The 22,626-nt window shown below is 70.1% G+C and carries 20 protein-coding genes; 8 read left to right on the top strand and 12 right to left on the bottom strand.

Annotated features, from left to right (window positions below; translation table 11 throughout):
• The first annotated feature begins 37 nt into the window (after positions 1 to 37).
• The gene (gene groL / locus BT364_RS20620) at positions 38 to 1,663 is read left to right on the top strand and encodes a chaperonin GroEL (RefSeq protein ID WP_072486677.1); all 1,626 of its coding nucleotides are present in this window, start codon (positions 38 to 40) and stop codon (positions 1,661 to 1,663) included.
• Between the two features lie 80 nt (positions 1,664 to 1,743).
• Here the strand turns inward: groL and BT364_RS20615 are convergent, their stop codons facing one another.
• The 6 genes from BT364_RS20615 to BT364_RS20590 all read right to left on the bottom strand — a co-directional run bounded on the left by BT364_RS20615 (position 1,744) and on the right by BT364_RS20590 (position 8,046).
• Positions 1,744 to 2,457 carry an ester cyclase gene (locus tag BT364_RS20615; RefSeq protein WP_072486676.1) on the bottom strand — a complete coding sequence of 238 codons (714 nt, stop codon included), beginning with the start codon at positions 2,455 to 2,457 and terminating at the stop codon, positions 1,744 to 1,746.
• A gap of 101 nt (positions 2,458 to 2,558) precedes the next feature.
• Positions 2,559 to 3,587 (bottom strand): hydroxyacid dehydrogenase, encoded by a 1,029-nt coding sequence (locus tag BT364_RS20610; protein WP_072486675.1) that lies wholly within the window; start codon positions 3,585 to 3,587, stop codon positions 2,559 to 2,561.
• A gap of 36 nt (positions 3,588 to 3,623) precedes the next feature.
• Complete coding sequence (locus BT364_RS20605) at positions 3,624 to 4,478, bottom strand: carbohydrate ABC transporter permease (RefSeq protein ID WP_072486674.1); 855 nt, start codon at positions 4,476 to 4,478, stop codon at positions 3,624 to 3,626.
• Complete coding sequence (locus tag BT364_RS20600; protein WP_072486673.1) at positions 4,475 to 5,368, bottom strand: carbohydrate ABC transporter permease; 894 nt, start codon at positions 5,366 to 5,368, stop codon at positions 4,475 to 4,477. Before BT364_RS20600 ends, BT364_RS20605 begins: the two co-directional genes overlap by 4 nt.
• Positions 5,368 to 6,696 carry an ABC transporter substrate-binding protein gene (locus BT364_RS20595; protein WP_072486672.1) on the bottom strand — a complete coding sequence of 443 codons (1,329 nt, stop codon included), beginning with the start codon at positions 6,694 to 6,696 and terminating at the stop codon, positions 5,368 to 5,370. The genes BT364_RS20600 and BT364_RS20595 overlap by 1 nt, the downstream gene beginning before the upstream one ends.
• Positions 6,697 to 6,954: 258 nt before the next feature.
• Complete coding sequence (locus BT364_RS20590) at positions 6,955 to 8,046, bottom strand: substrate-binding domain-containing protein (protein ID WP_072486671.1); 1,092 nt, start codon at positions 8,044 to 8,046, stop codon at positions 6,955 to 6,957.
• A gap of 221 nt (positions 8,047 to 8,267) precedes the next feature.
• On the opposite strand from BT364_RS20590, the gene BT364_RS20585 reads away from it, so the two are divergent.
• Positions 8,268 to 9,797: a right-handed parallel beta-helix repeat-containing protein gene (locus BT364_RS20585; protein WP_107408269.1), complete on the top strand. Its 1,530-nt coding sequence runs from the start codon at positions 8,268 to 8,270 to the stop codon at positions 9,795 to 9,797.
• An 8-nt stretch (positions 9,798 to 9,805) separates the two neighbouring features.
• On the opposite strand, the gene BT364_RS20580 is transcribed toward BT364_RS20585, so the two are convergent.
• Together BT364_RS20580 and BT364_RS20575 are read right to left on the bottom strand one after the other, a co-directional pair.
• Positions 9,806 to 10,579 carry an SDR family NAD(P)-dependent oxidoreductase gene (locus BT364_RS20580; protein ID WP_072486670.1) on the bottom strand — a complete coding sequence of 258 codons (774 nt, stop codon included), beginning with the start codon at positions 10,577 to 10,579 and terminating at the stop codon, positions 9,806 to 9,808.
• Between the two features lie 35 nt (positions 10,580 to 10,614).
• On the bottom strand, positions 10,615 to 11,289 hold the full coding sequence (locus BT364_RS20575) for an MOSC domain-containing protein (RefSeq protein ID WP_072486669.1): 675 nt from the start codon (positions 11,287 to 11,289) through the stop codon (positions 10,615 to 10,617).
• A gap of 106 nt (positions 11,290 to 11,395) precedes the next feature.
• Between BT364_RS20575 and BT364_RS20570 the strand changes: the two genes are divergently transcribed.
• On the top strand, positions 11,396 to 12,286 hold the full coding sequence (locus tag BT364_RS20570; protein WP_072486668.1) for a LysR family transcriptional regulator: 891 nt from the start codon (positions 11,396 to 11,398) through the stop codon (positions 12,284 to 12,286).
• 96 nt (positions 12,287 to 12,382) lie between these two features.
• On the opposite strand, the gene BT364_RS20565 is transcribed toward BT364_RS20570, so the two are convergent.
• Positions 12,383 to 12,718, bottom strand: a complete 336-nt coding sequence (locus BT364_RS20565) for a WhiB family transcriptional regulator (protein ID WP_072486667.1) — start codon at positions 12,716 to 12,718, stop codon at positions 12,383 to 12,385.
• A gap of 412 nt (positions 12,719 to 13,130) precedes the next feature.
• Between BT364_RS20565 and BT364_RS20560 the strand changes: the two genes are divergently transcribed.
• From BT364_RS20560 to BT364_RS20545, 4 genes are all read left to right on the top strand, one after another.
• Positions 13,131 to 13,742 carry a response regulator transcription factor gene (locus BT364_RS20560; protein WP_003948568.1) on the top strand — a complete coding sequence of 204 codons (612 nt, stop codon included), beginning with the start codon at positions 13,131 to 13,133 and terminating at the stop codon, positions 13,740 to 13,742.
• Positions 13,743 to 14,040: 298 nt separating this feature from the next.
• Positions 14,041 to 14,616, top strand: a complete 576-nt coding sequence (locus tag BT364_RS20555; RefSeq protein WP_072486721.1) for a sigma-70 family RNA polymerase sigma factor — start codon at positions 14,041 to 14,043, stop codon at positions 14,614 to 14,616.
• A 139-nt stretch (positions 14,617 to 14,755) separates the two neighbouring features.
• Entirely contained in the window at positions 14,756 to 16,258 is a 1,503-nt protein-coding gene (gene guaB, locus BT364_RS20550; protein ID WP_072486666.1) for an IMP dehydrogenase, read from the top strand.
• Positions 16,259 to 16,364: 106 nt separating this feature from the next.
• Positions 16,365 to 17,489 carry a GuaB3 family IMP dehydrogenase-related protein gene (locus BT364_RS20545; protein ID WP_072486665.1) on the top strand — a complete coding sequence of 375 codons (1,125 nt, stop codon included), beginning with the start codon at positions 16,365 to 16,367 and terminating at the stop codon, positions 17,487 to 17,489.
• Between the two features lie 71 nt (positions 17,490 to 17,560).
• Here the strand turns inward: BT364_RS20545 and BT364_RS20540 are convergent, their stop codons facing one another.
• Positions 17,561 to 18,133 (bottom strand): hypothetical protein, encoded by a 573-nt coding sequence (locus tag BT364_RS20540; protein WP_072486664.1) that lies wholly within the window; start codon positions 18,131 to 18,133, stop codon positions 17,561 to 17,563.
• 106 nt (positions 18,134 to 18,239) lie between these two features.
• Positions 18,240 to 19,502, bottom strand: coding sequence for a nucleotide sugar dehydrogenase (locus BT364_RS20535; RefSeq protein ID WP_072486663.1), 1,263 nt, complete (start codon positions 19,500 to 19,502; stop codon positions 18,240 to 18,242).
• Between the two features lie 261 nt (positions 19,503 to 19,763).
• On the opposite strand from BT364_RS20535, the gene BT364_RS20530 reads away from it, so the two are divergent.
• Positions 19,764 to 21,470 (top strand): glycerol-3-phosphate dehydrogenase/oxidase, encoded by a 1,707-nt coding sequence (locus tag BT364_RS20530; RefSeq protein ID WP_072486662.1) that lies wholly within the window; start codon positions 19,764 to 19,766, stop codon positions 21,468 to 21,470.
• Here BT364_RS20530 and BT364_RS20525 read toward each other — a convergent pair.
• Positions 21,467 to 22,555 carry a serine hydrolase domain-containing protein gene (locus BT364_RS20525; RefSeq protein WP_072486661.1) on the bottom strand — a complete coding sequence of 363 codons (1,089 nt, stop codon included), beginning with the start codon at positions 22,553 to 22,555 and terminating at the stop codon, positions 21,467 to 21,469. The two genes, BT364_RS20530 and BT364_RS20525, sit on opposite strands and share 4 nt — an antisense overlap.
• Positions 22,556 to 22,626: the final 71 nt, after the last annotated feature.

The raw sequence follows: 22,626 nt of genomic DNA, 5'->3' as shown, positions 1-22,626 counted from the left end.
GGGGGCGCAGTTCGTTCGAGAGGAAAGCTCAGCTCCCATGGCGAAGATCCTGAAGTTCGACGAGGACGCCCGTCGCGCCCTTGAGCGCGGCGTCAACAAGCTTGCCGACACGGTCAAGGTGACGATCGGCCCCAAGGGCCGCAACGTCGTCATCGACAAGAAGTTCGGCGCTCCCACCATCACCAACGACGGTGTCACCATCGCGCGCGAGGTCGAGCTCGACGACCCGTACGAGAACCTCGGTGCCCAGCTGGTGAAGGAGGTGGCGACCAAGACCAACGACGTCGCGGGTGACGGTACGACCACCGCCACCGTGCTCGCCCAGGCGCTCGTCCGCGAGGGTCTGCGCAACGTCGCCGCCGGTGCCTCCCCGGCCGCCCTGAAGAAGGGCATCGACGCCGCGGTCAAGGCCGTGTCCGAGGAGCTCCTCGCGACCGCCCGGCCGATCGACGACAAGACCGACATCGCCGCCGTGGCCGCGCTCTCCGCGCAGGACCCGCAGGTCGGCGAGCTCATCGCGGACGCGATGGACAAGGTCGGCAAGGACGGTGTCATCACCGTCGAGGAGTCCAACACCTTCGGTCTGGACCTCGACTTCACCGAGGGCATGGCCTTCGACAAGGGCTACCTGTCCCCGTACATGGTGACCGACCAGGAGCGTATGGAGGCCGTCCTCGACGACCCGTACATCCTGATCCACCAGGGCAAGATCGGCTCGATCCAGGAGCTCCTCCCGCTGCTGGAGAAGGTCATCCAGGCCGGTGGCTCCAAGCCGCTGCTGATCATCGCCGAGGACGTCGAGGGCGAGGCGCTGTCGACCCTCGTCGTCAACAAGATCCGTGGCACCTTCAACGCCGTCGCGGTGAAGGCCCCGGGCTTCGGTGACCGCCGCAAGGCCATGCTCGGCGACATCGCCACCCTCACCGGTGCGACCGTCATCGCCGAGGAGGTCGGCCTCAAGCTCGACCAGGCCGGTCTGGACGTGCTGGGCACCGCCCGCCGCGTCACCGTCTCCAAGGACGACACGACGATCGTGGACGGCGGCGGCGAGCCCGGCGACGTCAAGGGCCGGGTCAACCAGATCAAGGCCGAGATCGAAGCCACCGACTCCGACTGGGACCGCGAGAAGCTCCAGGAGCGCCTCGCGAAGCTGGCCGGCGGCGTGTGCGTGATCCGTGTCGGTGCCGCCACCGAGGTGGAGCTCAAGGAGAAGAAGCACCGTCTGGAGGACGCCATCTCCGCGACCCGCGCCGCGGTCGAGGAGGGCATCGTCTCCGGTGGTGGCTCCGCCATCGTCCACGCCGTCAAGGTCCTGGAAGGCAACCTCGGCAAGACCGGCGACGAGGCCACCGGTGTCGCGGTCGTGCGCCGCGCCGCCGTCGAGCCGCTGCGCTGGATCGCCGAGAACGCCGGCCTCGAGGGCTACGTCATCACCTCGAAGGTCTCCGAGCTCGACAAGGGCCAGGGCTTCAACGCCGCGACCGGTGAGTACGGCGACCTGGTGAAGGCCGGCGTCATCGACCCGGTCAAGGTCACCCGCTCCGCGCTGGAGAACGCCGCGTCCATCGCGTCGCTGCTGCTCACGACCGAGACCCTGGTCGTCGAGAAGCCGGCCGAGGAGGAGGCCGAGGCCGCCCACGGCGGTCACGGCCACTCGCACTGACGCACTGCCGCTCAGGGCGCACAGCCACAGAAGGCCCCCTGTCCCACCGCTCGGCGGAGGGACAGGGGGCCTTCGGGCGTTCAGGCGGGTGCCGCGCTCCCGCCGAGGGCGCCGAGCTCGCGCATCAGGCCCATGAGGTCCTCGTGCCACCAGCCTTCCTTGATCCTGCCGTCCTCGAACCGGAAGATCGTGGTGCCGGTCGTGACGCACTGCCTGCCCGTGGGGGCGATGCCCAGGAACTCGCCCTTGTGGGTGCCGGTCCAGGTCCACAGCGTCACGACGTCGTCACCCCCGCAGATCTGCCGGTCCAGATCGAAGGTGAAGTCGAAGGCGGCACGCCAGCGGGCGACATGGGCGCGCAGCCGACCGGAACCGACCACGGTCCGCTCCGTCCTCGCGATGTGATGGTCGGTGTAGTCGGCCGCGAACACCTCGTCGATGGCGTCGAGATGGCCGCCGACGGCGATCTCGTGGAAGAAGCGGCAGGCCTGCGCCTGGTTCAGCTGCTCGTCGCGGACCACGTCGAGGTCGGTGAAGGTGGGCATGCCGTCGCAGAGCGCCACCATCTCCTGGAAGATCCGCTCGGTCTCGGGCAGCCCGGAATTCGCCATCGCGTCCTCGTACGACGGGAATTCGACGATCTCCACGTAGTGGGACCCGTCGGAGCGGTCCTTGCCGACGAGGCTGTGCGTGGCGGTCCGGGTGCCCCGGGTCTGCTCGGCCCAGCGGTCCATGAGACGGTTCAGGTCCTCGAACCGCTCCGTCTTGCAGTCGATAACTTGTACGAATCTCATGGCATCTCCCGGTCTCACGTTCCGGATGGGATGCTTCCAGTTTAGTGAGACACGGGCTTCCCGACGGCTCGGGCCGAGCGGGCCCGAAGTGGTCCGAAGGCTCAGGCGGAGTGGCTCAGGCTCCCGGAGTGCACGGGGTCCGCGAAGGGCAGACCGGCCGCGAAGCGCTCCAGTTCGTCCAGCGCCTGGTCGGCCATCCGGTGCAGCTCGTCGCCCAGCGAACCCGCGACATGCGGGGTGAGCAGCACATTGGGCAGGGTGTACAACGGCGAGTGCGCGGGCGGGAGTTCGGGGTCCGTCACATCCAGCACCGCTTGCAGTCGGCCGGTCGTCAGCTCGGCCACCAGCGCCTCCTCGTCGATCAGCGAACCCCGCGCCGTGTTGATCAGAGTCGTCCCGGTCGCCATGGCGGACAGCTGCGCCCCACCGATCAGATGGTGCGTCTCCGGGAGCTGGGGCGCGTGCACAGAGACGACGGAGCTGCTCGCGCACAGCTCGTCGAGCGAGGTGAGGCGCACCCCGAGCCGCGCCGCCTCCGGGCCGTCCACGTACGGGTCGTACAGCAGCACGTCCAGGTCGAAGGGGCGCAGCAACTCGATCACGCGCCGGCCGATGCGGGAGGCGCCGACGATGCCGACCGTACGTCGGTAGTTGCCGGACCCGTCGAGCTCCGCGAGCCAGTCGTGGTCGGCGCGCAGATCGCGGTAGCGGTGCGCGGTGTGCAGCACCCGCTTGCCGGCGAACAGGATCGTGGCGAGGGTGAACTCGGCGACCGGCAGGGCGTTGGCCCCGGCCGCCGATGTGACGGTGATGCCGCGTTTCCAGCAGGCGTCGGTGATGTGGTGCTTCACGGAGCCCGCGGCGTGCACCACGGCCCGCAGCCGGGGCGCGGCCGCCAGTACCCCGGCGGTGAGCGGTGTCGCACCCCAGCAGGTGAACAGCACCTCGGCCTCGGCGAGGGCTGCGGCCACCTCGGGCGTCGGGTCGGCCAGGTCGTGGCCGACGAGGTACGGGTCGGTACGGGTGAGCTCGGCCAGCCGGGTGCGGTGGCGGTCGGCGAGGAGGCGGTCGGAGATGCCGGGGCCCATCGCGAGCAGGGCCGTCGGCCGGTTGTCAGTGGCGTGGGGCATGGTGGAACTCGTACTCCTCAGGGCTCGCGGTGAGAGTCACTTGACGCTGCCGGCGGTCAGTCCGGCCTTCCAGTGCCGCTGCAGCGAGACGAAGGCGACGATCAGGGGGATGACGGCGAGGAGCGAGCCGGTGACGACGAGCGGATAGAAGCTCGGCTCGCCGTGGGTGTTGGTGTTCCAGGAGTACAGACCGAGGCTCAGCGGGAAGAGCTTGCGGTCCGAGAGCATCACGAGGGGGAGGAAGAAGTTGTTCCAGATCGCGGTGAACTGGAAGAGGAAGACCGTCACGAAGCCCGGCATGACCATGCGCAGCCCGATGGACCAGAAGACGCGCAGCTCGCCGGCCCCGTCGATACGGGCGGCCTCCAGGGCCTCGTTCGGTATGTAGCCGGTGCTGAACACCCGCGCGAGATACACGCCGAACGGATTGACCAGCACCGGGATCAGCACGGACCAGTAGGTGTTGACCAGGCCGGTCTTGGAGGCCAGGAGATACATCGGCAGGGCGAGCGCCGTGGTGGGCACGAGCACACCCATCAGCACGAGGCCGAAGAGCTTTTCCTTGCCCCGGAATTCGTACTTGTCGAAGGCGTATCCCGCGGCGACGCAGATCAGCGAGCAGACGATCGCCCCGCCGCCCGCGTACATGAGGCTGTTGAGGTACCAGCGGAAGTAGATGCCGTCGCCGTAGGAGGCCAGGTCGGACAGGTTCTGGCCGAGGTTGAAGCCCTCGAAGGAGAAGGCGTTGCCGGCGAGCAGACCGCCGGTGTCCTTCGTTGCGGCGGTGACCAGCCAGACGAGGGGGAAGAGCATGTAGACGACGGCGAGCACGAGGAAGCCGTTGACGGCGGTCTTCGACATCCAGCGGCCGCGGGAGGCGGGGGAGTTCATGCTTTCTTGCCCTTCCGGCCGGTGAAGCGGGTGACGACGAAGGACAGCAGCGCGGCCGTGAGCGCCAGCAGGATGGAGGCGGCCGCGGCGAGACCGTAGTCGTTGCGCTCGAAGGCCGCGGTGTACGCGTACATGTTCGGCGTCCAGGTGGAGGAGACGGCCGAGCCGGTCCCCTTGTTGAGGATCAGTGGCTCGGTGAACAGCTGGAGCGAGCCGATGACCGTGAACAGCGCGACCATCACGAGGGAGGAGCGGATCAGCGGCACCTTGATGCTGAGCGCGGTGCGCCAGGCACCGGCCCCGTCGACCGTGGCCGCTTCGAGTACGGAGCGGTCGATGGCCTGCAACGCGGCATAGAAGATCACCATGTTGTAGCCGAGCCACTCCCACAGCGCGATGTTGACGACGGAGGGAAGGGCGCCTTCGGGGGAGAAGAAGTCGAAGCCGATTCCGCCGGACTCCATGGCGCTGACCACCGGGCTGAGCTGCGGGGTGTAGAGGTACACCCAGATCAGCGCGGCGATGATGCCGGGCACGGCGTGCGGCAGGAAGAGCGCGAGCTGGAAGAACCGGCGGGCGCGGGCCAGCGCGGAGTCCAGCAGCAGGGCGAGGGCGAGGGCTCCGACGAGCAGCAGCGGAATGTAGAACAGGCAGTATCCGAGGAGTACGCCGAAGCCCTCGCGGAACGCCCGGTCGCCCAGGGCCGCCGTGTAGTTGTCGAGTCCGCTGAAGACGGTCTCGGTGCCGCCGAAGCCCAGGCCGGACTGCTTCTCGGTGAACAGGCTGAGCCAGACCGCGTAACCGATCGGCAGCACCATGGCCACGGTGAACAGTACGAAGAAGGGCCCCAGCAGGATGGCGGCGGCTCTGGTCGTCCGGGCGCGCTTCATCAGCCTGCGTCCTCGACCTTCAGACCGCGCTTCTTCAGCTCGGCGACCGTGGCGTCGTGCCCGGCCTTCACGGCGTCCTTGATGGTGGTGCCGCCGCTCGCGACCTTGCCGAACTGGTCCTTCATGGTGGTGTTCGTCGTGCCGGTCGTCGGGCCCCAGTTCCAGTTCTGGCCGATCGACGTCGCGGCGCCCTCGAACACCTGGTAGATGTCCTCGCCGCCGTAGAAGCCGGCGTCGAAGGACTTCTTGGCCACCGGGCGCAGGGCCGACGCGGCCGGGAAGGCGCTCGAAGTGCCGGACTCGATGCGGGCCTTGATGCCTTCCTCGGTGGTCGACATCCAGGTGGCGAACTCGACAGCGGCCTTCGCCTTCTTGCTGGTCTTGGTCACCGCGAAGGTGGAGCCGCCGAGCATGCCGCTGGCCGGCTTGCCGTCCCAGCTGGGCATCGGGGCGACGGCCCACTTGCCGCTCTGCTCGGGCAGCGTGCCCTTGAGGACGCCCGCGCCCCAGGCGGCGCCGAGGTAGCCGACGGTGCCGCCGTTCTTGAGGGAGTTGGTCCACTCGGGGCTGAACGAGGCGTTGGAGCGGATCAGGTCGTCGTCGAGCAGGCCCTGCCAGTAGTCGGCGACCTTGTTGGTGGCCGCGTCGGCGGTGCTGACCTTCCAGGTGTCGCCCTCGGGCTTGTACCACTGGGCGCCGGCCTGCCAGGCCATCGCCTGGAAGGTGGTCGGGTCATCGGGGAAGAAAGTACCGATCCGGGCCTTCTTGTCGGCCTTCTTGATCTTCTCGGCGGCCTTGCGGAACTCGTCCCAGGTCTTGGGGACCTCGACGCCGTACTTCTCGAACAGGTCCTTGCGGTAGTAGAAGGACTGCGGCGAGGCGTCGAACGGAACGGCCCAGTTCTTGCCGCCGAGCGTCGTCAGCTCGACCGCCTGCGGCAGCAGCTTCTTCCGGATGTCCTCGGTGAAGTACTGGCCGATGTCCTGGAGCGCGCCCTGACTGACGTACTCCGGAAGCTGCGGGTACTCGATGGAGACCAGGTCGGGGGCGTTGCCCGCCTTCACCGCGTTGGAGATCTTGGCGTATCCGCCCGCGTTGCCGGACGGGATCTCCTCGTAGACCACCTTGATGTTCTTGTGCGAGGCGTTGAACGCGTCAACGACCTCCTTGGACCCCTTGGCCCAGCCCCAGAAGGTGATGCTGACGGGCTTGCCGTCGCTTCCGGCGGCTGCATCGTCGTCGCCGCTGCCGCCACAGGCCGTGAGAAGGGCGAGGGCGGTGGCGGTGCCGACTACGGCGAGGGACGTTCTGCTCGTACTGCGGCTCACAGCGAGGCTCCTGAACTGGCGGCGACATTGGCGTTGGCCGTGATCCTTGGACCAGTTGTGACCGAAGTCAAGAGCGAAAGATCGATTGATCGAAAAAAGATCAGATAGGTTACGTACGGAAGCAGGCGGAGTACGCTGCGGAACCGGACGAGAACTGGACGAGAACCGGGCGAGAACCGGACGAGAACCGGCTGGGAACAGCGCGAGAACCGGGCGGGAGGGCCGCCGGAACGCCCGCTCCCGGGGCTGCTCGCGCGCCTACGGCAGGCGCGCCCCGCACGAGTCCCTGACCCTCAGCTGCGGCAGCAGCGTCAGATGCCGCCGGGGTGCGCCCCCGCTCCGGCCCAGCCGCTCCACCAGCAGTTCCGTCGCGTGCCGGCCCACCTCGCGCTTGGGAGGCGCCACCGCGGTCAGCGGTGTGTCCGCGAGTGCCGCCACCTCGTCGTCGTAGGCGATCAGGGCCAGGTCCTCCGGCACCCGCACGCCCAGTTCGGCCAGGCGCTGCACCACCTGGATCGCGTCCACGTCGTTGTGGATCAGCGCCGCCGTCGCCACCCCCGACAGGACCGCCTCGCGCAGCGCCTGCACGGCCTGCTCGAAGGCGTCCGGGGCGAGTTCGGCCGGTACGGAATCGATCACGTCCTGCGGTGCGCGCAGCCCGAGCACGGCCAGGGCCTCCGCGTACCCGGACCGCACCGCGACGGCGGTCGGGGAGTCCGCGCGGGCCATCAGCAGCGGCGCCCCGTGCCCGAGGTCCACCAGGTGGCGGACCGCCAGCAGCACGCCGTGGGCATGGTCCGAGCAGACCCGGTCCAGGCCGTCCAGCGGGGAGCCGGCGGTGGGCCGGCGCTCCAGCAGTACGGTCGGCACGGGCAGCGAGGCGATCCAGTCGCCGAACGCGGCGGGGTCGCCCGGGTCCTGCCAGCCGGGCGCGACCAGCAGCCCCTCGGCGCCCGCGGAGAGCAGCCCCTCGGTGCGGGACTGGTCCTCCTGCGGCCGGTAGTCGGAGATCCGCAGGATGAGCCTGGCGCCGGCCTTCGCGGCGGCCTCGTGGGCGCCGCGGATGACCTCGGCGAAGTAGTAGGTCGACGAGGGCGCGAGCATGCCGAGGACCAGGCCGCTGCTCGTGGAGCCGGGCCCGGCGGCGGCGCCGGGGGCGCTCTCCTGCGGCCAGGACACCGATCCGTGGACCCGGTCGAGGAGGCCGCGGCCGGCCAGCTCCTCCACGTCCCGGCGGGCCGTGACGGGCGAGACGCCCAGCTGCGAGGCCAGATCCGAGACCCGGGCCGAACCCCGTTCCCGTACCAGCCCGAGCAGGCGGTCATGACGTTCAGCAGCACTTTCGCGCACGGCAGCAGTCCCCTCGCAGTGTGTGGCCCGGCCCCGGTCCGGCCGGTGCCGGGGCCGTGGTCCGACCCTAGACCAACGTGATCGAACGATGGGAGTTTCGATCATTCAAACGCTATCCATTGACGTTCGATCAACCCGAGTCCAGGATTCCGGCGATGCGGACTCGTCCCGCCCCCACCCCGACTGTCCGTCCCGACCTCGACTGTTCGTACGGAGGAATTGTGAGACATCGCGTCACCGCTGCGGCGCTCGCGGCCCTGACCGCCGCAGGCGGCCTGACCGTCGCGAGCCAGACCGCCGCACAGGCCGCGCCCACCGGCCGTACCTTCCACGTCGACTGCGCCGCGGACCCGGCCGGCGCCACCGGCAGCAAGCAGCACCCCTGGACCTCGCTCGCCGAGGCCAACGCGCACACCTACGGCCCCGGTGACCGCCTCCTCTTCAAGCGCGGCGCCACCTGCACCGGCACCCTCGCCCCCACCGGCACCGGCTCCGCCCGTGCCCCGTTCACCATCGCCGACTACGGCAACGACCCGGCCCGCGCCAGGCTCGACGGCGCGGGCGCCCACGACGTCGTCCTGCTCGCCAACACCCAGTACGTGCACCTCAAGGCGCTGGAGATCACCAACGCCGACAACCCCGGCAGCGAGCGCAACGGCGTCCGGCTCCGCCTCACCGACTACGGCGTCGCCCGCGGCTTCGACATCTCCGGCCTCTACATCCACGATGTGCGCGGCGGCGACTACAAGACGGTCTCCGGCTCCAGCGCGATCCACATCGCGGTCGAGGGCAGGACCAGGGCCAGCCGGTACGACGGCCTGGACATCGGGCACAACCGCATCGAGGACGTCGACCGCGAGGGCATCTACTTCAAGTCGACCTTCTCCAAGCGCGATCTGGTCGGCCAGCAGCAGGACCCGAACGTGTACCCGGGGGAGTGGACGCCCAGCACCGGGGTCCGTATCCACCACAACACGCTGAAGTCCCTGGCCGGCGACGGCATGAAGTTCGACACCACCAGCGGCGCCCGCGTCGACCACAACCGGGTCGACGGCTTCCAGCTCCGCTCGCCCTCCGCCAACGCGGGCATCTGGACCTTCAACACCGACGACACGACCATCGAGTACAACGAGGTCTCGGGCGGCGGCAACACCCACGACGGGATGTCCTTCGACGCCGACGGCGCCTCCCAGAACACCGTCTTCCAGTACAACTACAGCCACGACAACAAGGGCGGCTTCCTGCTGATCTGCCCGTACAGTGGCGCCAAGACCATCGGCACGGTCGCCCGCTACAACGTCAGCAGCAACGACGGTGCCCGCCTCGTACAGAACTGCTGGGGCCCGATCCTCGGGACCGAGATCTACAACAACACCTTCCACAACAAGGAGCAGATCCCCGGCTATCTCGTCCAGGACGACGCCGGCAGCCCCGCCACCACCCAGCACGAACTGTCCATCCGCAACAACATCTTCGTGAGCGAGGGCACCGGCGGCTACGCCTTCAAGAACCCGACCCCCGGGCTCTCCTTCGACCACAACGCCTTCTACGGCATCGACATGACCCGCCCCAACCCCGGCGGCGTCACGGCCGACCCGAAGCTCCGGGCCGACTTCCGGCTCGGCGCCGGCTCGCCCGCCCTCGCCGCCGGAGCCGTCATCGAGAACAACGGCGGCAAGGACTACTTCGGCAACGTGCTGAAGCCCGGCGCCCCCAACATCGGCGCCTACGCGGGCCGCGGGGTGCGGTAACCGACCGCTCACTGAGGACCGTACTTGCGGCCTGTCTTGGAGGTGACCCCTCCGAGCAGGCCGCGCGGCGTCACCTTCACGAGCCCCATCAGCGCCTTGTACCGGGGATCGGGAACCGAGACCGACTTGCCGCGGGCCAGATCCGCCAGGGCCGTCTCCACCAGCTTGTCCGCGTCGAGCCACATCCAGCCCGGGATGCTGCCGGTCCCCATCCCGGCCCGCTGGTGGAACTCCGTCCGTACGAACCCCGGGCACAGCGCCATCAGCCGCACCCCCGAACCGGCCATGTCCTTCGCCGCGCCCTGGGTGAACTGCACGACCCACGCCTTGGACGCGCCGTACGTCCCGCGCGGCACGAACGCGGCCACCGAGGCCACGTTGACCACCCCGCCCCGGCCGCGCTCCCGCATCCCGGCCGCGGCCGCCGAGGTCAGCCGCAGCACCGCCTCGCAGTGCACCTTCAGCATCTTCAGCTCATCGGCCATGGGTACTTCCAGATACTGGCCCTTGTTGCCGAACCCGGCGTTGTTGACCAGCAGGTCGACCGGATGCCGACGGTCCGTCAACCGGTCCTCGACCGCGCCGATCCCCTCGTCCTCGGACAGATCGGCCCTCAGGACCTCGGCCTCGATGCCGTGCCGGTCGTGCAGCTCGGTCGCCTGCTCGCGCAGCCGCTCGGCGTCCCGCGCCACCAGCACCAGGTTGTGCCCGTCGGCCGCGAGCCGCCGCGCGAAGGCGGCACCGATCCCCGCGGTCGCGCCCGTAATCAGTGCAGTCGTCATACGCGGCACGTTAGTGCCTGTCCGGCACGCCGTGATCAGCTGTCCGCCGCCGGCTCCCCGGTGTACTTCAGAGCGGCATGCGAGGTCTCGGGATGCAGCGCGTCCCCGGCCGCGAGCAGTTCCGGCAGCAGCTCCCGCCGAGTCGTGGAGGCGAGGAACTCCAATTCCACGGTGACGTCGTGGTCCGGGCGGTGCACGATCTCGACCGGGTCACCGGCCCGGATCTCACCCGGCTCGATCACCCGCAGGTAGGCGCCCGGAGCGGCCGCCTGCGTGAACCGCCTGACCCAGCGCCGCTCGTCGAGATGACCGGCGAACGTACGGCACGGAATCCGGCCCGACGTCACCTCCAGCACCAGATCGGGGCCGATCCGCCAGCGCTCGCCGATCCTCGCGCCGCTCACATCGAGCCCGGCGGTCGTCAGGTTCTCGCCGAACGCACCATTGGCCAGCGGGCGGCCGAGCTCCCGCTCCCAGCCGTCGAGATCCTCGCGGGCGAAGGCGTACACCGCCTGGTCGGAGCCGCCGTGATGGCGCAGGTCGCACACCGCGTCCCCGGCCAGACCACTGCCGCCGGAGCCCTTGGGCCCCGGGTCGCTGACGCGTACCGGGCCCTCGACGGGCTGCTTGTCGATGCCGGTCAGGCCCGCGGGGGCGTCGGTGTAGTCGACGGCCTCCGGCCGTCCCGCATTCACGCTCAGCAGCCGCATCGGTTCTGCCGGTTCCATGGACGTCATAGGAGAACGCTAACCACCCGCTCCCAAAGAAGCACGGCAATAATTCGTACCCAACCCAAGATCCGCTTATGGTTGAGGGGTGATCGAAGCCCGTCATCTCCGTGTCCTGCGCGCCGTGGCCACCACCGGCTCGTTCTCCGCCGCCGCCCGCGAACTGGGCTGCACCCAGCCGGCGGTCAGCCAGCAGATGAAGGCCCTGGAGGCCTCCGCGGGCACCACGCTGCTGATCCGTACGGGACGCGAGATGCGGCTCACGCAGGCGGGCGAGGCCCTCGTCCGCCACGCCTCCGGCATCCTCGCCGGGCTCACCGCCGCCGAGGAGGAGGTCGCCGCCATCGCCGGGCTGCGGGCCGGCCGGGTCCGGCTCGTCTCGTTCCCCAGCGGCAGCTCCACCCTGGTCCCCGGCGCCCTCGCCGCACTGCGCGAGGCCCACCCCGGCACCCGGGTCTCGCTGGTGGAGGCCGAGCCGCCGCGCTCGGTCGAGATGCTGCGCGAGGGCGACTGCGACATCGCGCTGGCCTTCCGCTACGGCACCTCCGGCACCGAGTGGGACGACCTGGTCGTCCGCCCGCTGCTCACCGACCGGCTGATCGGCCTGGTCCCCGAGGGGCACCGGCTCTCGCACTCGGCCGCGGTGAGCATCGCCGACCTGGCCGGGGAGTCCTGGATCGCGGGCTGCCCGCGCTGCCGCCGTCAGCTGGTGGAGGTCTGCGAGGAGTCGGGCTTCACCCCCCGGATCGACTTCGCCACCGACGACTACCCGGCGGTGGTCGGCCTGGTCGGCGCCGGACTCGGGGTGGCCGTGCTGCCCGAGCTGGCGATCGAGTCGGTGCGACCCAAGGGGGCACGCACCGTGACGGTGGAGCCGGCCATCGAGCGCGAGATCGTCGCGCTGACCCTGCCCGACCTGGCGCAGGTCCCGGCAGTGGCGGCCACCCTCGACCGGCTGTCCCTGGCGGCCGCCCGCTGAGCGGCCTGCCTGTGGCCCGGCCCCGAGGTCATGCCGTCACCGTGGCCGGGTGAATTGCCAAAACGATTCTCTTGTTGCGGTACGGGTACGGCGTGGTCAGCCGTGCCCGGACGGGGACGGAACGCCCGAGGGTGCCGCCGCCGCGATCAGCCGGCCGCGGGCCCGTCCCATGAGCTCCTCGCGTTCGTCCTCGGTCAGTCCGCCCCACACCCCGTAGGGCTCTCGCACCGCCAGGGCGTGTGCCGCACACTCGGCGCGTACCGGGCATCGCATGCAGACCTCTTTCGCCGAGTTCTCGCGGGCGCTCCGTGCTGCCCCGCGCTCACCCTCCGGGTGGAAGAACAGCGAACTGTCCACTCCGCGGCAGGCCGCCAGCAGTTGCCAGTCCCAGAGATCGGCGTTGGGTCCGGGTAGGCGGGAGAAATCTGCCATTGCTTGTCCCCTCGAAACCATGCTGAGTCGGAAACGTCGTTGTCGTCCGTCATCGACCGTGCCCACGACCGTACATCTACCGTGTAAGTAGATGTAAATATGACTGATTGCGAATCTATCCACAGACACCAGTAAAAGGGAAGAAAACCCGCTAAATGGGGCATACCTTCATGTGAAATTTCGGTTGACCGTTGGATGATCCGCGCCGTTCTCCTCCGTGTGCGCCCCCTCACGTAGAGTGCCGAACCCGCTTGTCCGACCCGTAACTCTTTCGAGTGACCGTCGTTGAGAGGGCGGAAGCGGTTGACGAAAAAAGCGATCGGGCAGGTGTCCGAGAGTGTCAACCGCACAGGTGACGACATGTAACAGCCTGGAGGCTCAAGGTGACGCGCATCAGCTGCGGAGGACGGTCATGACATCCGTCCTCGTCTGCGACGACTCCCCGCTTGCCCGAGAAGCGCTCCGTCGGGCGGTCGCGACCGTGCCCGGCGTCGAGCGGGTGACGACGGCGGCCAACGGCGAGGAAGTCCTCCGCCGCTGGGGCGCCGACCGTTCGGATCTGATTCTGATGGACGTACGCATGCCCGGTCTGGGGGGTGTGGAGACGGTTCGGCGGCTGCTCTCCGCCGACCCCGGCGCCAGGATCATCATGCTGACCGTCGCCGAGGACCTGGACGGTGTCGCGCTCGCGGTCGCCGCCGGCGCCCGCGGCTATCTGCACAAGGACGCCTCCCGCGCGGAGTTGCGCGCCACCGTCACCCAGGCGCTGGCCGATCCGACGTGGCGGCTCGCCCCGCGCCGGCTGCGGTCGGCCGAGATGGGTGCGGCGCCGACGCTCACCGCGCGTGAGATCCAGGTGCTCGAAGGAATGAGTCACGGCCGTTCGAACGCGGAGATCGGCCGTGAGCTGTTCCTCTCGGAGGACACCGTGAAGACGCACGCCAGGCGTCTGTTCAAGAAGCTCGGCGCCTCCGACCGGGCACACGCCGTGGCGCTCGGCTTCCGCTGGGGCCTGGTCCGCTGAGCTCCGGCCGTGGCGGGCGGTCGATCGATATCCCCGTCCGCGCTCCGGCGGACGGGGCGACGTGACCGACGTGCGCGGGACGGGCTCCGCTCCACCGGTGGAGCCCGTCCCGACGACGGTATGTGAAGCTTCCCGGCCGATGCCGCATCCTTGAGATGTGGAGTTCCTCGGGAACGATTCGGTCGAGCGGAAGGGGAGGGCGCAGGACATGACTTCCGGCGCACCCGCTCATAACGCTTCGGTGCACAACTACGGACGCGGCGGCACGGATGACGCGGCTCCGGGGCACCATGGTCCGATGCGCGACGACGAGACGACGGGAATCGGTGCCCTGGTGCACCGTGCCGTCGAGGGCGACGCGCAGGCCACCCACGATCTGCTGGCCCATGTCCACCCCCTCGCGCTGCGCTACTGCAGGTCCCGGCTGAACCGGCTGCCCGGTGATGCCCGCCACTTCGTGGAGGACCTGGCGCAGGAGGTCTGTGTCGCGGTACTGATGGCGCTGCCGCGCTACAAGGACACCGGCAGACCCTTCGAAGCCTTCGTGTTCGCCATCGCGGGCCACAAGGTCGCCGATCTCCAGCGGGCCGCCATGCGGCATCCGGGATCGACAGCCGTGCCGTCCGACGAGATGCCCGAGCGGCCGGACGATTCGCTCGGGCCCGAGGAGCGCGCCCTGCTCAGCAGCGATGCCGCCTGGGCGAAGAAGCTCCTCGCCAACCTCCCGGACAACCAGCGCGAGCTGCTCGTCCTCCGGGTCGCCGTCGGGCTGACCGCCGAGGAGACCGGACAGATGCTGGGCATGTCGCCGGGCGCGGTCCGGGTCGCCCAGCACCGCGCCCTGAGCAGGCTGCGGGCCCTCGCGGAACAGTGAGCGGACCCGGTCGGGCCCGTACGGAAGGTTCCGTACGAAGCTACAGAACCTCTAGGTGATCTTGCTCGTGGAATGAGACACCCCCGAAGGCCGTTAGCATGGACATCCGCACCGATCAAGGCCATTTGGGGAAGGTGTCATGACTGCAAACGTCGACGGAGTGCCCGAGAAATTCGCGACGCTCGGGCTGACATACGACGACGTGCTGCTGCTGCCCGGCGCATCCGAAGTGCTGCCCAACGCAGTCGACATCTCGTCCCGCATCTCCCGCAACGTACGCGTGAACATTCCGCTGCTCTCCGCGGCGATGGACAAGGTCACCGAGTCCCGCATGGCCATCGCCATGGCGCGGCAGGGTGGAGTCGGTGTGCTGCACCGCAACCTGTCCATCGAGGACCAGGTCAACCAGGTCGACCTCGTGAAGCGCTCCGAGTCCGGCATGGTGACCGACCCGATCACCGTGCACCCGGACGCGACGCTGGCCGAGGCCGACGCGTTGTGTGCCAAGTTCCGCATCAGCGGCGTACCGGTGACCGACCCGGCGGGCAAGCTGCTCGGCATCGTCACCAACCGCGACATGGCGTTCGAGTCCGACCGCAGCCGCCAGGTGCGCGAGGTCATGACGCCGATGCCGCTCGTGACCGGCAAGGTCGGCATCTCCGGCGTCGACGCCATGGAGCTGCTGCGCCGCCACAAGATCGAGAAGCTTCCGCTGGTCGACGACGCGGGCGTGCTCAAGGGCCTCATCACGGTCAAGGACTTCGTGAAGGCCGAGCAGTACCCGAACGCGGCCAAGGACGCCGAGGGCCGTCTCCTCGTCGGCGCGGCCGTCGGCGCCAGCCCCGAGGCCCTGGAGCGTGCGCAGGCCCTGGCCGGGGCGGGTGTGGACTTCCTCATCGTCGACACCTCGCACGGACACAACAGCAACGCGCTGAACTGGATGGCGAAGATCAAGTCCAGCGTCGGCGTCGACGTCATCGGCGGCAACGTCGCGACGCGTGACGGCGCGCAGGCCCTGATCGACGCCGGTGTCGACGGCGTCAAGGTCGGCGTGGGCCCCGGCTCCATCTGCACCACGCGCGTGGTCGCCGGCATCGGCGTCCCGCAGGTCACCGCGATCTACGAGGCCGCCCTCGCCGCCCGCGCGGCCGGTGTCCCGGTCATCGGGGACGGCGGTCTGCAGTACTCCGGCGACATCGGCAAGGCGCTCGCCGCCGGTGCCGACACGGTCATGCTGGGCAGCCTCCTCGCGGGCTGCGAGGAGTCTCCCGGCGAGCTCCTCTTCATCAACGGCAAGCAGTTCAAGTCGTACCGCGGCATGGGTTCCCTCGGGGCGATGCAGTCCCGCGGACAGGGCCGCTCGTACTCCAAGGACCGCTACTTCCAGGCAGACGTGGCCTCGGACGACAAGCTGGTGCCCGAGGGCATCGAGGGTCAGGTGCCCTACCGCGGCCCGCTGGCCAACGTGCTGCACCAGCTCGTCGGCGGCCTTCGCCAGACCATGGGCTACGTGGGCGCCGCCTCCATCGACGAGATGGAGACCAAGGGCCGCTTCGTCCGCATCACGTCCGCGGGGCTAAAGGAGAGCCACCCGCACGACATCCAGATGACGGTCGAGGCGCCGAACTACAGCAGGAAGTAACGCGACAGCGCAGCCGAGGGGCGGTCCGGGGGTTCCCGGGACCGCCCCTCAGCCGTGTGTCGGGGATACTGGACAGCGCAGACATAGAGGGAAAGGCCACACCATCGTGACTGAGATCGAGATCGGGCGCGGCAAGCGCGGCCGCCGGGCGTACGCATTCGACGACATCGCCGTCGTTCCGAGCCGTCGTACCCGCGACCCGAAGGAGGTCTCGATCGCCTGGCAGATCGACGCCTACCGTTTCGAGCTGCCCTTCCTGGCCGCTCCCATGGACTCCGTGGTCTCCCCGCAGACCGCGATCCGCATCGGTGAGCTCGGCGGCCTCGGCGTCCTCAACCTCGAGGGCCTGTGGACCCGGCACGCCGACCCGCAGCCGCTGCTCGACGAGATCGCCGAGATGCCCGTCGAGTCGGCGACCCGCCGCCTCCAGGAGATCTACTCCGCCCCGATCCAGGAGGAGCTGATCGGACAGCGCATCAAGGAGGTGCGCGACTCCGGTGTCGTCACCGCCGCCGCGCTCTCCCCGCAGCGCACCGCGCAGTTCTCCAAGGCCGTCGTCGACGCGGGTGTGGACATCTTCGTCATCCGCGGTACGACGGTCTCCGCCGAGCACGTCTCGGGTGCCGCCGAGCCGCTCAACCTCAAGCAGTTCATCTACGAGCTGGACGTCCCGGTGATCGTCGGCGGCTGCGCCACGTACACCGCCGCCCTGCACCTGATGCGTACCGGTGCGGCCGGTGTCCTCGTCGGCTTCGGCGGCGGCGCCGCGCACACCACGCGCAACGTCTTCGGCATCCAGGTCCCGATGGCGACCGCGGTCGCCGATGTGGCCGGCGCCCGCCGCGACTACATGGACGAGTCCGGCGGCCGGTACGTGCACGTGATCGCGGACGGCGGCGTCGGCTGGTCCGGCGACCTGCCCAAGGCCATCGCCTGCGGCGCGGACGCCGTGATGATGGGCTCCCCGCTGGCCCGTGCGACGGACGCGCCCGGCCGCGGCCGGCACTGGGGCATGGAGGCCGTCCACGAGGACGTGCCGCGCGGCAAGCTGGTGGACCTGGGCTCGGTCGGCACCACCGAGGAGGTCCTGACCGGTCCCTCGCACACCCCCGACGGCTCGATGAACATCTTCGGCGCGCTGCGCCGGGCGATGGCGACGACGGGGTACAGCGACCTCAAGGAGTTCCAGCGCGTCGAGGTCACGGTGGCGGACTCGCAGCACCGCCGCTGAGTCCTCGGAGCACGACGGGAGGGCCCGGACCGCGACGGCGGTCCGGGCCCTCCCGTGTGTGCGGTCCGCGACTAGGCTCCGGCCTTCTTGGCGCCGGAGAACGCGGCGACGGCCGCGATGGCGAAGAAGAGGTACGAGATGAAGTCCGAGTCGGCCTTCCACGCCTCGTTCAGCAGGCTGAAGTGGTCGAAGAAGAGTTCGGAGACGGTGACCGGGAGCTCCTTGGCCGCGCTCATCGCCTTGCCGAGCAGCTGGCCGAAGTAGACGGCGACCAGCGAGAGCACGGCGCTGACGACCGGCAGCACGGGGTTGCGGCCGCCGAGCTTGCCCGCCGCGAAGCCGACGACGAAGCCGACACCCACGGCCGCGTAGCCGATCTCGTGCTTGGTGGCGCCGATGATGGCCCCGTAGATGCCCGCGGCGACGACGGCCGCGACGACGGCGGCGACCAGGCCGAGGCCGATGTTGTTGCGTGCGGGGGCCGGCGGGGCGAAGGGCGCGCCGCCGAACGGGGCGCCGGGCTGCTGGCCCGCGAAGGGGTTGCCGGTCGGGGCGCCGGCCTGCTGGCCCGCGAACGGGTTGCCGCCGGGCTGGGCGTTGTACGGCTGCTGCGGCTGGTCCGACGGTGGCACGGGCTGGCTCATGGTGGTATCCCCCCTGGGACGGAAGCGCACAACTGTGCGAGAAGTGACGCCGCAGGCTAGCAGCAGCCTGTGACATCTCCCCACCCAAATCCCGGGGGGAGAGTTCTCACAGCCGGTGCGCGGCCCCCGCCGGGGTCGCGCCCCGGGTGTCCAGGAGGAGCTGGGCCTTCACGGCGAGGCCCTGGAGGTCGTACGTCCGGTGGTGCTGGAGCAGCACCGTGAGGTCGGCGCTGGACGCCGCTTCGTACAGGGAGTCGGCGCGCGGCACCGGGAGTTCGCGCACCCGCCAGTCCAGGACGTGCGGGTCGTGGTAGCCGATCTGGGCGCCCATGCCCATCAGCCGGCTCGCGATCTCCCGGGCGGGGGAGCCCTCCTGGTCGGCGAGGTCGGGCTTGTAGGTGACCCCGAGCAGCAGCACCCGGGCGCCGCGGACGGACTTGCCGTGTTCGTTCAGGAGGGTGGCGCAGCGCTGGATCACGTACTGCGGCATCCGGCCATTGATCTCCTGGGCGAGCGAGACCATCCGCAGGGGGTGGCCGGGGGTGCGGCTGTTGTACGGGAGGTAGCCCGGGTCCACGGGTGCGCCGTGGCCGCCGACGCCGGGGCCGGGACGGAACGGCTGGAAGCCGAAGGGCTTGGTCTCGGCGCACCGGATGACGTCCCACAGGTCGACGCCGAGGTCGTGGCAGAGCACCGCCATCTCGTTGACCAGGGCGATGTTGACGTGCCGGAAGTTGGTCTCCAGGACCTTCGTCATCTCGGCCTCGCGCGGCCCGCGGGCCCGGACGACCTTGTCGGTGAGCCGGCCGTAGAAGGCGGCGGCGGACTCGGTGCAGGCGGGGGTGAGGCCGCCGATGACCTTGGGGGTGTTGGCGTAGACGTGGCTCCGGTTGCCGGGGTCGAGGCGGCTGGGGGAGCAGGCGAGGTGGAAGTCGCGGCCGGCGCGCAGCCCCGAGCCCTCTTCGAGCAGCGGCAGCAGGTAGTTCTCGGTGGTGCCGGGCGGCACGGCCGATTCCAGCAGCACGGTGGTGTGCGGGCGCAGCCGGGCGGCGAGCGCGCGGGCCGCGTCGCCGACGGCGGTCAGGTCGAGGGTGCGGTCGGCGCCGAGCGGGGTGGGCGCGCAGATCACCGCGGTACGGACCCGGCCCAGCTCGGCCGGGTCGGTGGTGGGCCGGAAGCCGCCCGAGAGCATCCGGCGGACGTCCGAGGCGGTGAGCGGTCCCTCGACGGGGGTGCGGCCGGCGGAGAGTTCCGTATAGGCGCGTGGGTCGGTGTCGTAGCCGACGGTCTGCACGCCTGCGGCCACGGCGGCCTGGGCGAGGGGCAGGCCGAGATGGCCGAGTCCGATGACTGCGAGGTCTGCGGGCATGTGGATGGGCCGTCCTTCCCGGTCGGTCTATGGACCATGAGGGCAGAAAGCGCAACCGCTGGGGACAGCGCAATGTCACACTAGGCGTAAATATGACCTATATGTTGCATTGTGGGCCTCCTGTCGTCCTGGTGTTGTCCACAGGCGGTGGCCGAAGTCGGGGACGGCGGACAGAATCGAGAGGTGCGCACGGGCCGCCCCGACCGCCGGGCCGGGTCGCGTCCCGGTGCCGGACCACCCCGATCTACCCGGGAGGCAGCAGTGAGGACAGCGACACTGGGACCTGCGGAACGTGCCGAGGCGCTGGCCGCGCTGGCCGAGCGCGAACTGGACGTGCTGGTCGTGGGAGCGGGCGTGGTCGGCGCCGGTACGGCGCTGGACGCGGCGACGAGAGGACTCTCGACCGGCCTGGTCGAGGCCCGCGACTGGGCGTCGGGCACATCGAGCAGGTCGAGCAAGCTGATCCACGGCGGGCTGCGCTACCTGGAGATGCTCGACTTCGCGCTCGTCCGGGAGGCGCTGAAGGAGCGCGGGTTGCTCCTGGAGCGGCTGGCCCCGCATCTGGTGAAGCCGGTGCCGTTCCTCTACCCGTTGCAGCACAAGGGCTGGGAGCGGCTCTACGCCGGTTCCGGAGTGGCGCTCTACGACGCGATGTCGGTGTCGTCGGGCCACGGCCGCGGCCTGCCCGTGCACCGGCATCTCTCCCGCCGCCGCGCCCTGCGCGTCGCCCCGGCGCTGAGGAAGGACGCCCTGGTCGGGGCGTTGCAGTACTACGACGCACAGATGGACGACGCCCGTTATGTGGCGACCCTGGTGCGCACCGCCGCCGGCTACGGCGCACATGTGGCCAACCGCGCGCGGGTGACCGGCTTTCTCCGGGAGGGCGAGCGGGTCGTCGGCGTCCGGGTGGAGGACGTCGAGGCGGGAGGGGAGTACGAGGTCAGGGCCAAGCAGGTGGTCAACGCGACCGGGGTCTGGACGGACGACACCCAGGCGCTGATCGGGGAGCGCGGACAGTTCCACGTCCGGGCGTCCAAGGGCATCCACCTGGTGGTCCCCAAGGACCGCATCCACTCCTCGACCGGCCTGATCCTGCGGACCGAGAAGTCCGTCCTCTTCGTCATCCCGTGGGGGCGGCACTGGATCATCGGGACGACGGACACCGACTGGGACCTGGACAAGGCGCACCCGGCGGCGTCCAGCGCCGACATCGACTACCTGCTCGAACACGTCAACTCGGTCCTGGCCACGCCCCTGGGCCGGGACGACGTCCAGGGTGTCTACGCCGGGCTGCGGCCGCTGCTGGCCGGCGAGTCCGACGCCACCAGCAAGCTCTCGCGCGAGCACACGGTGGCGCATCCGCTGCCGGGCCTCGTGGTCGTGGCGGGCGGCAAGTACACGACGTACCGGGTGATGGCGAAGGACGCCGTGGACGAGGCGGTGCACGGCCTCGACCAGCGGGTGGCGGCCTGCGTCACCGAGGAGATCCCGCTGTTGGGGGCGGAGGGATACCCGGCCCTGTGGAACGCCCGTGCGAGGATCGCGGCCCGCACCGGCCTCCATGTCGCCCGGGTGGAGCATCTGCTCAACCGGTACGGCTCGATGACCGAGCAGATCCTCGAACTGATCCTCGCCGATCCGGTGCTGGGGGAGCCGCTGCCCTCGGCCGACGACTATCTCAAGGCCGAGATCGTCTACGCGGCCTCGCACGAGGGGGCCCGCCATCTCGACGACGTACTGACCCGCCGGACCCGGATCTCCATCGAGACCTTCGACCGGGGCACGAACAGCGCCCGGCTCTGCGCGGAACTGATGGCGCCGGTGCTGGGCTGGGACGAGGGGCAGATCGACCGGGAGGTCGAGCACTACGAGAAGCGGGTGCAGGCGGAGCGGGAGTCGCAGCGGCAGCCGGACGACCTCACGGCCGACGCGGCGCGGCTCGGCGCTCCGGACATCGTGCCGATCTAGGAACTCCGGGGTCTCTGCGGCCGGTCGCAGAACTCCGCGTCCAGCAGCGCCGTTTCGAGGGTCTCCGCGTCGGCCAGGGTGTCCGTGTCGACGCGGTAGGTCAGGGTGTGTCCGCCGTCGCGCGTGGCGGCGGTGCGGACGTGACTGCCCGCGATGTGGCCGTTGTGACCCCAGACGGTGATGCCGCAGGAGAGCTTCTGCGGATAGATGCCCAGGCCGTAGACGCCGTGCGTGGCCCGGGTGTTCAGCAGGACCTTCAGCTGGGCGGGCGCGAGGAGACGGCCGCCCAGCAGGGCCGCGTAGAAGCGGTTCAGATCGTCGAGCGTGGAGATCAGCTCGCCGGCCGCGCCCGCTGTGCGCGGGTCGAGCGCGGTGACGTCGCGCAGGCGGCCGTCTGCCGCATCGCGGGTGTAGCCGCGGCCGTGCGGGGAGGGCAGCGCGGTACGGGCGCCCGGGAGGGAGGTGCCCGTGAGACGGAGGGGGGTGATGATGCGGTCGCGGATCTCGGCGGCGTAGCCGTGCCCGGTGACCCGTTGAACGACGAGTCCGAGTACGGCGTAATTGGTGTTGGAGTAGGCGTAGCGGCCGGGGGCGTCCGTCGGACGGTGGGCCAGGGCGACGCGGACCGCCGCGGTGGCGGAGAGAGGGTGGGCCGATGGGTCGGCGGTGTAGTCGTAGAGGCCGCTGGTGTGGCTGAGCAGGGCGCGCAGGGTGATGCGGCGGCCGTCGTTGCCGTTGCCGCGCACCAGCCCCGGCAGCAGCCGTTGGACCGTGTCCGACAGGCGCAGCTTCCGTTCCTCGACGAGCTGGAGGACGACCGTGGCGACGAAGGTCTTGGTGATGCTGCCCGCCCGGAAGTGGTCCGCCCGTCGGATGCCGGTCCCCGTCGAGCGGTAGGTGTCGTACGGTGCGGAGGAGGTGTGACGGGCCAGCAGCGCCGCCGTGGGAGCACCGCCGTCGGCGACGAGCCGGGGGAGATGGGCGGCTGCGGGGGTGAGGTGTGGTTCGCTGGGCAGGGGCACTGTTCCGAGCCCGAGCAGCGCCAGCACCAACAGGGTGGCGAACAGCACCCTGAGTATCGGCATGGCAGGGATTCCCTTCCTCCGGGCACATCATGGCGGCCGTGTGGACCCGGCACCATGACCGGTGCCGGGGT

This window comes from Streptomyces atratus, from assembly GCF_900119365.1.
GTDB lineage: Bacteria > Actinomycetota > Actinomycetes > Streptomycetales > Streptomycetaceae > Streptomyces > Streptomyces atratus_B.
This window is presented reverse-complemented; position numbering and strand designations above follow the sequence as displayed.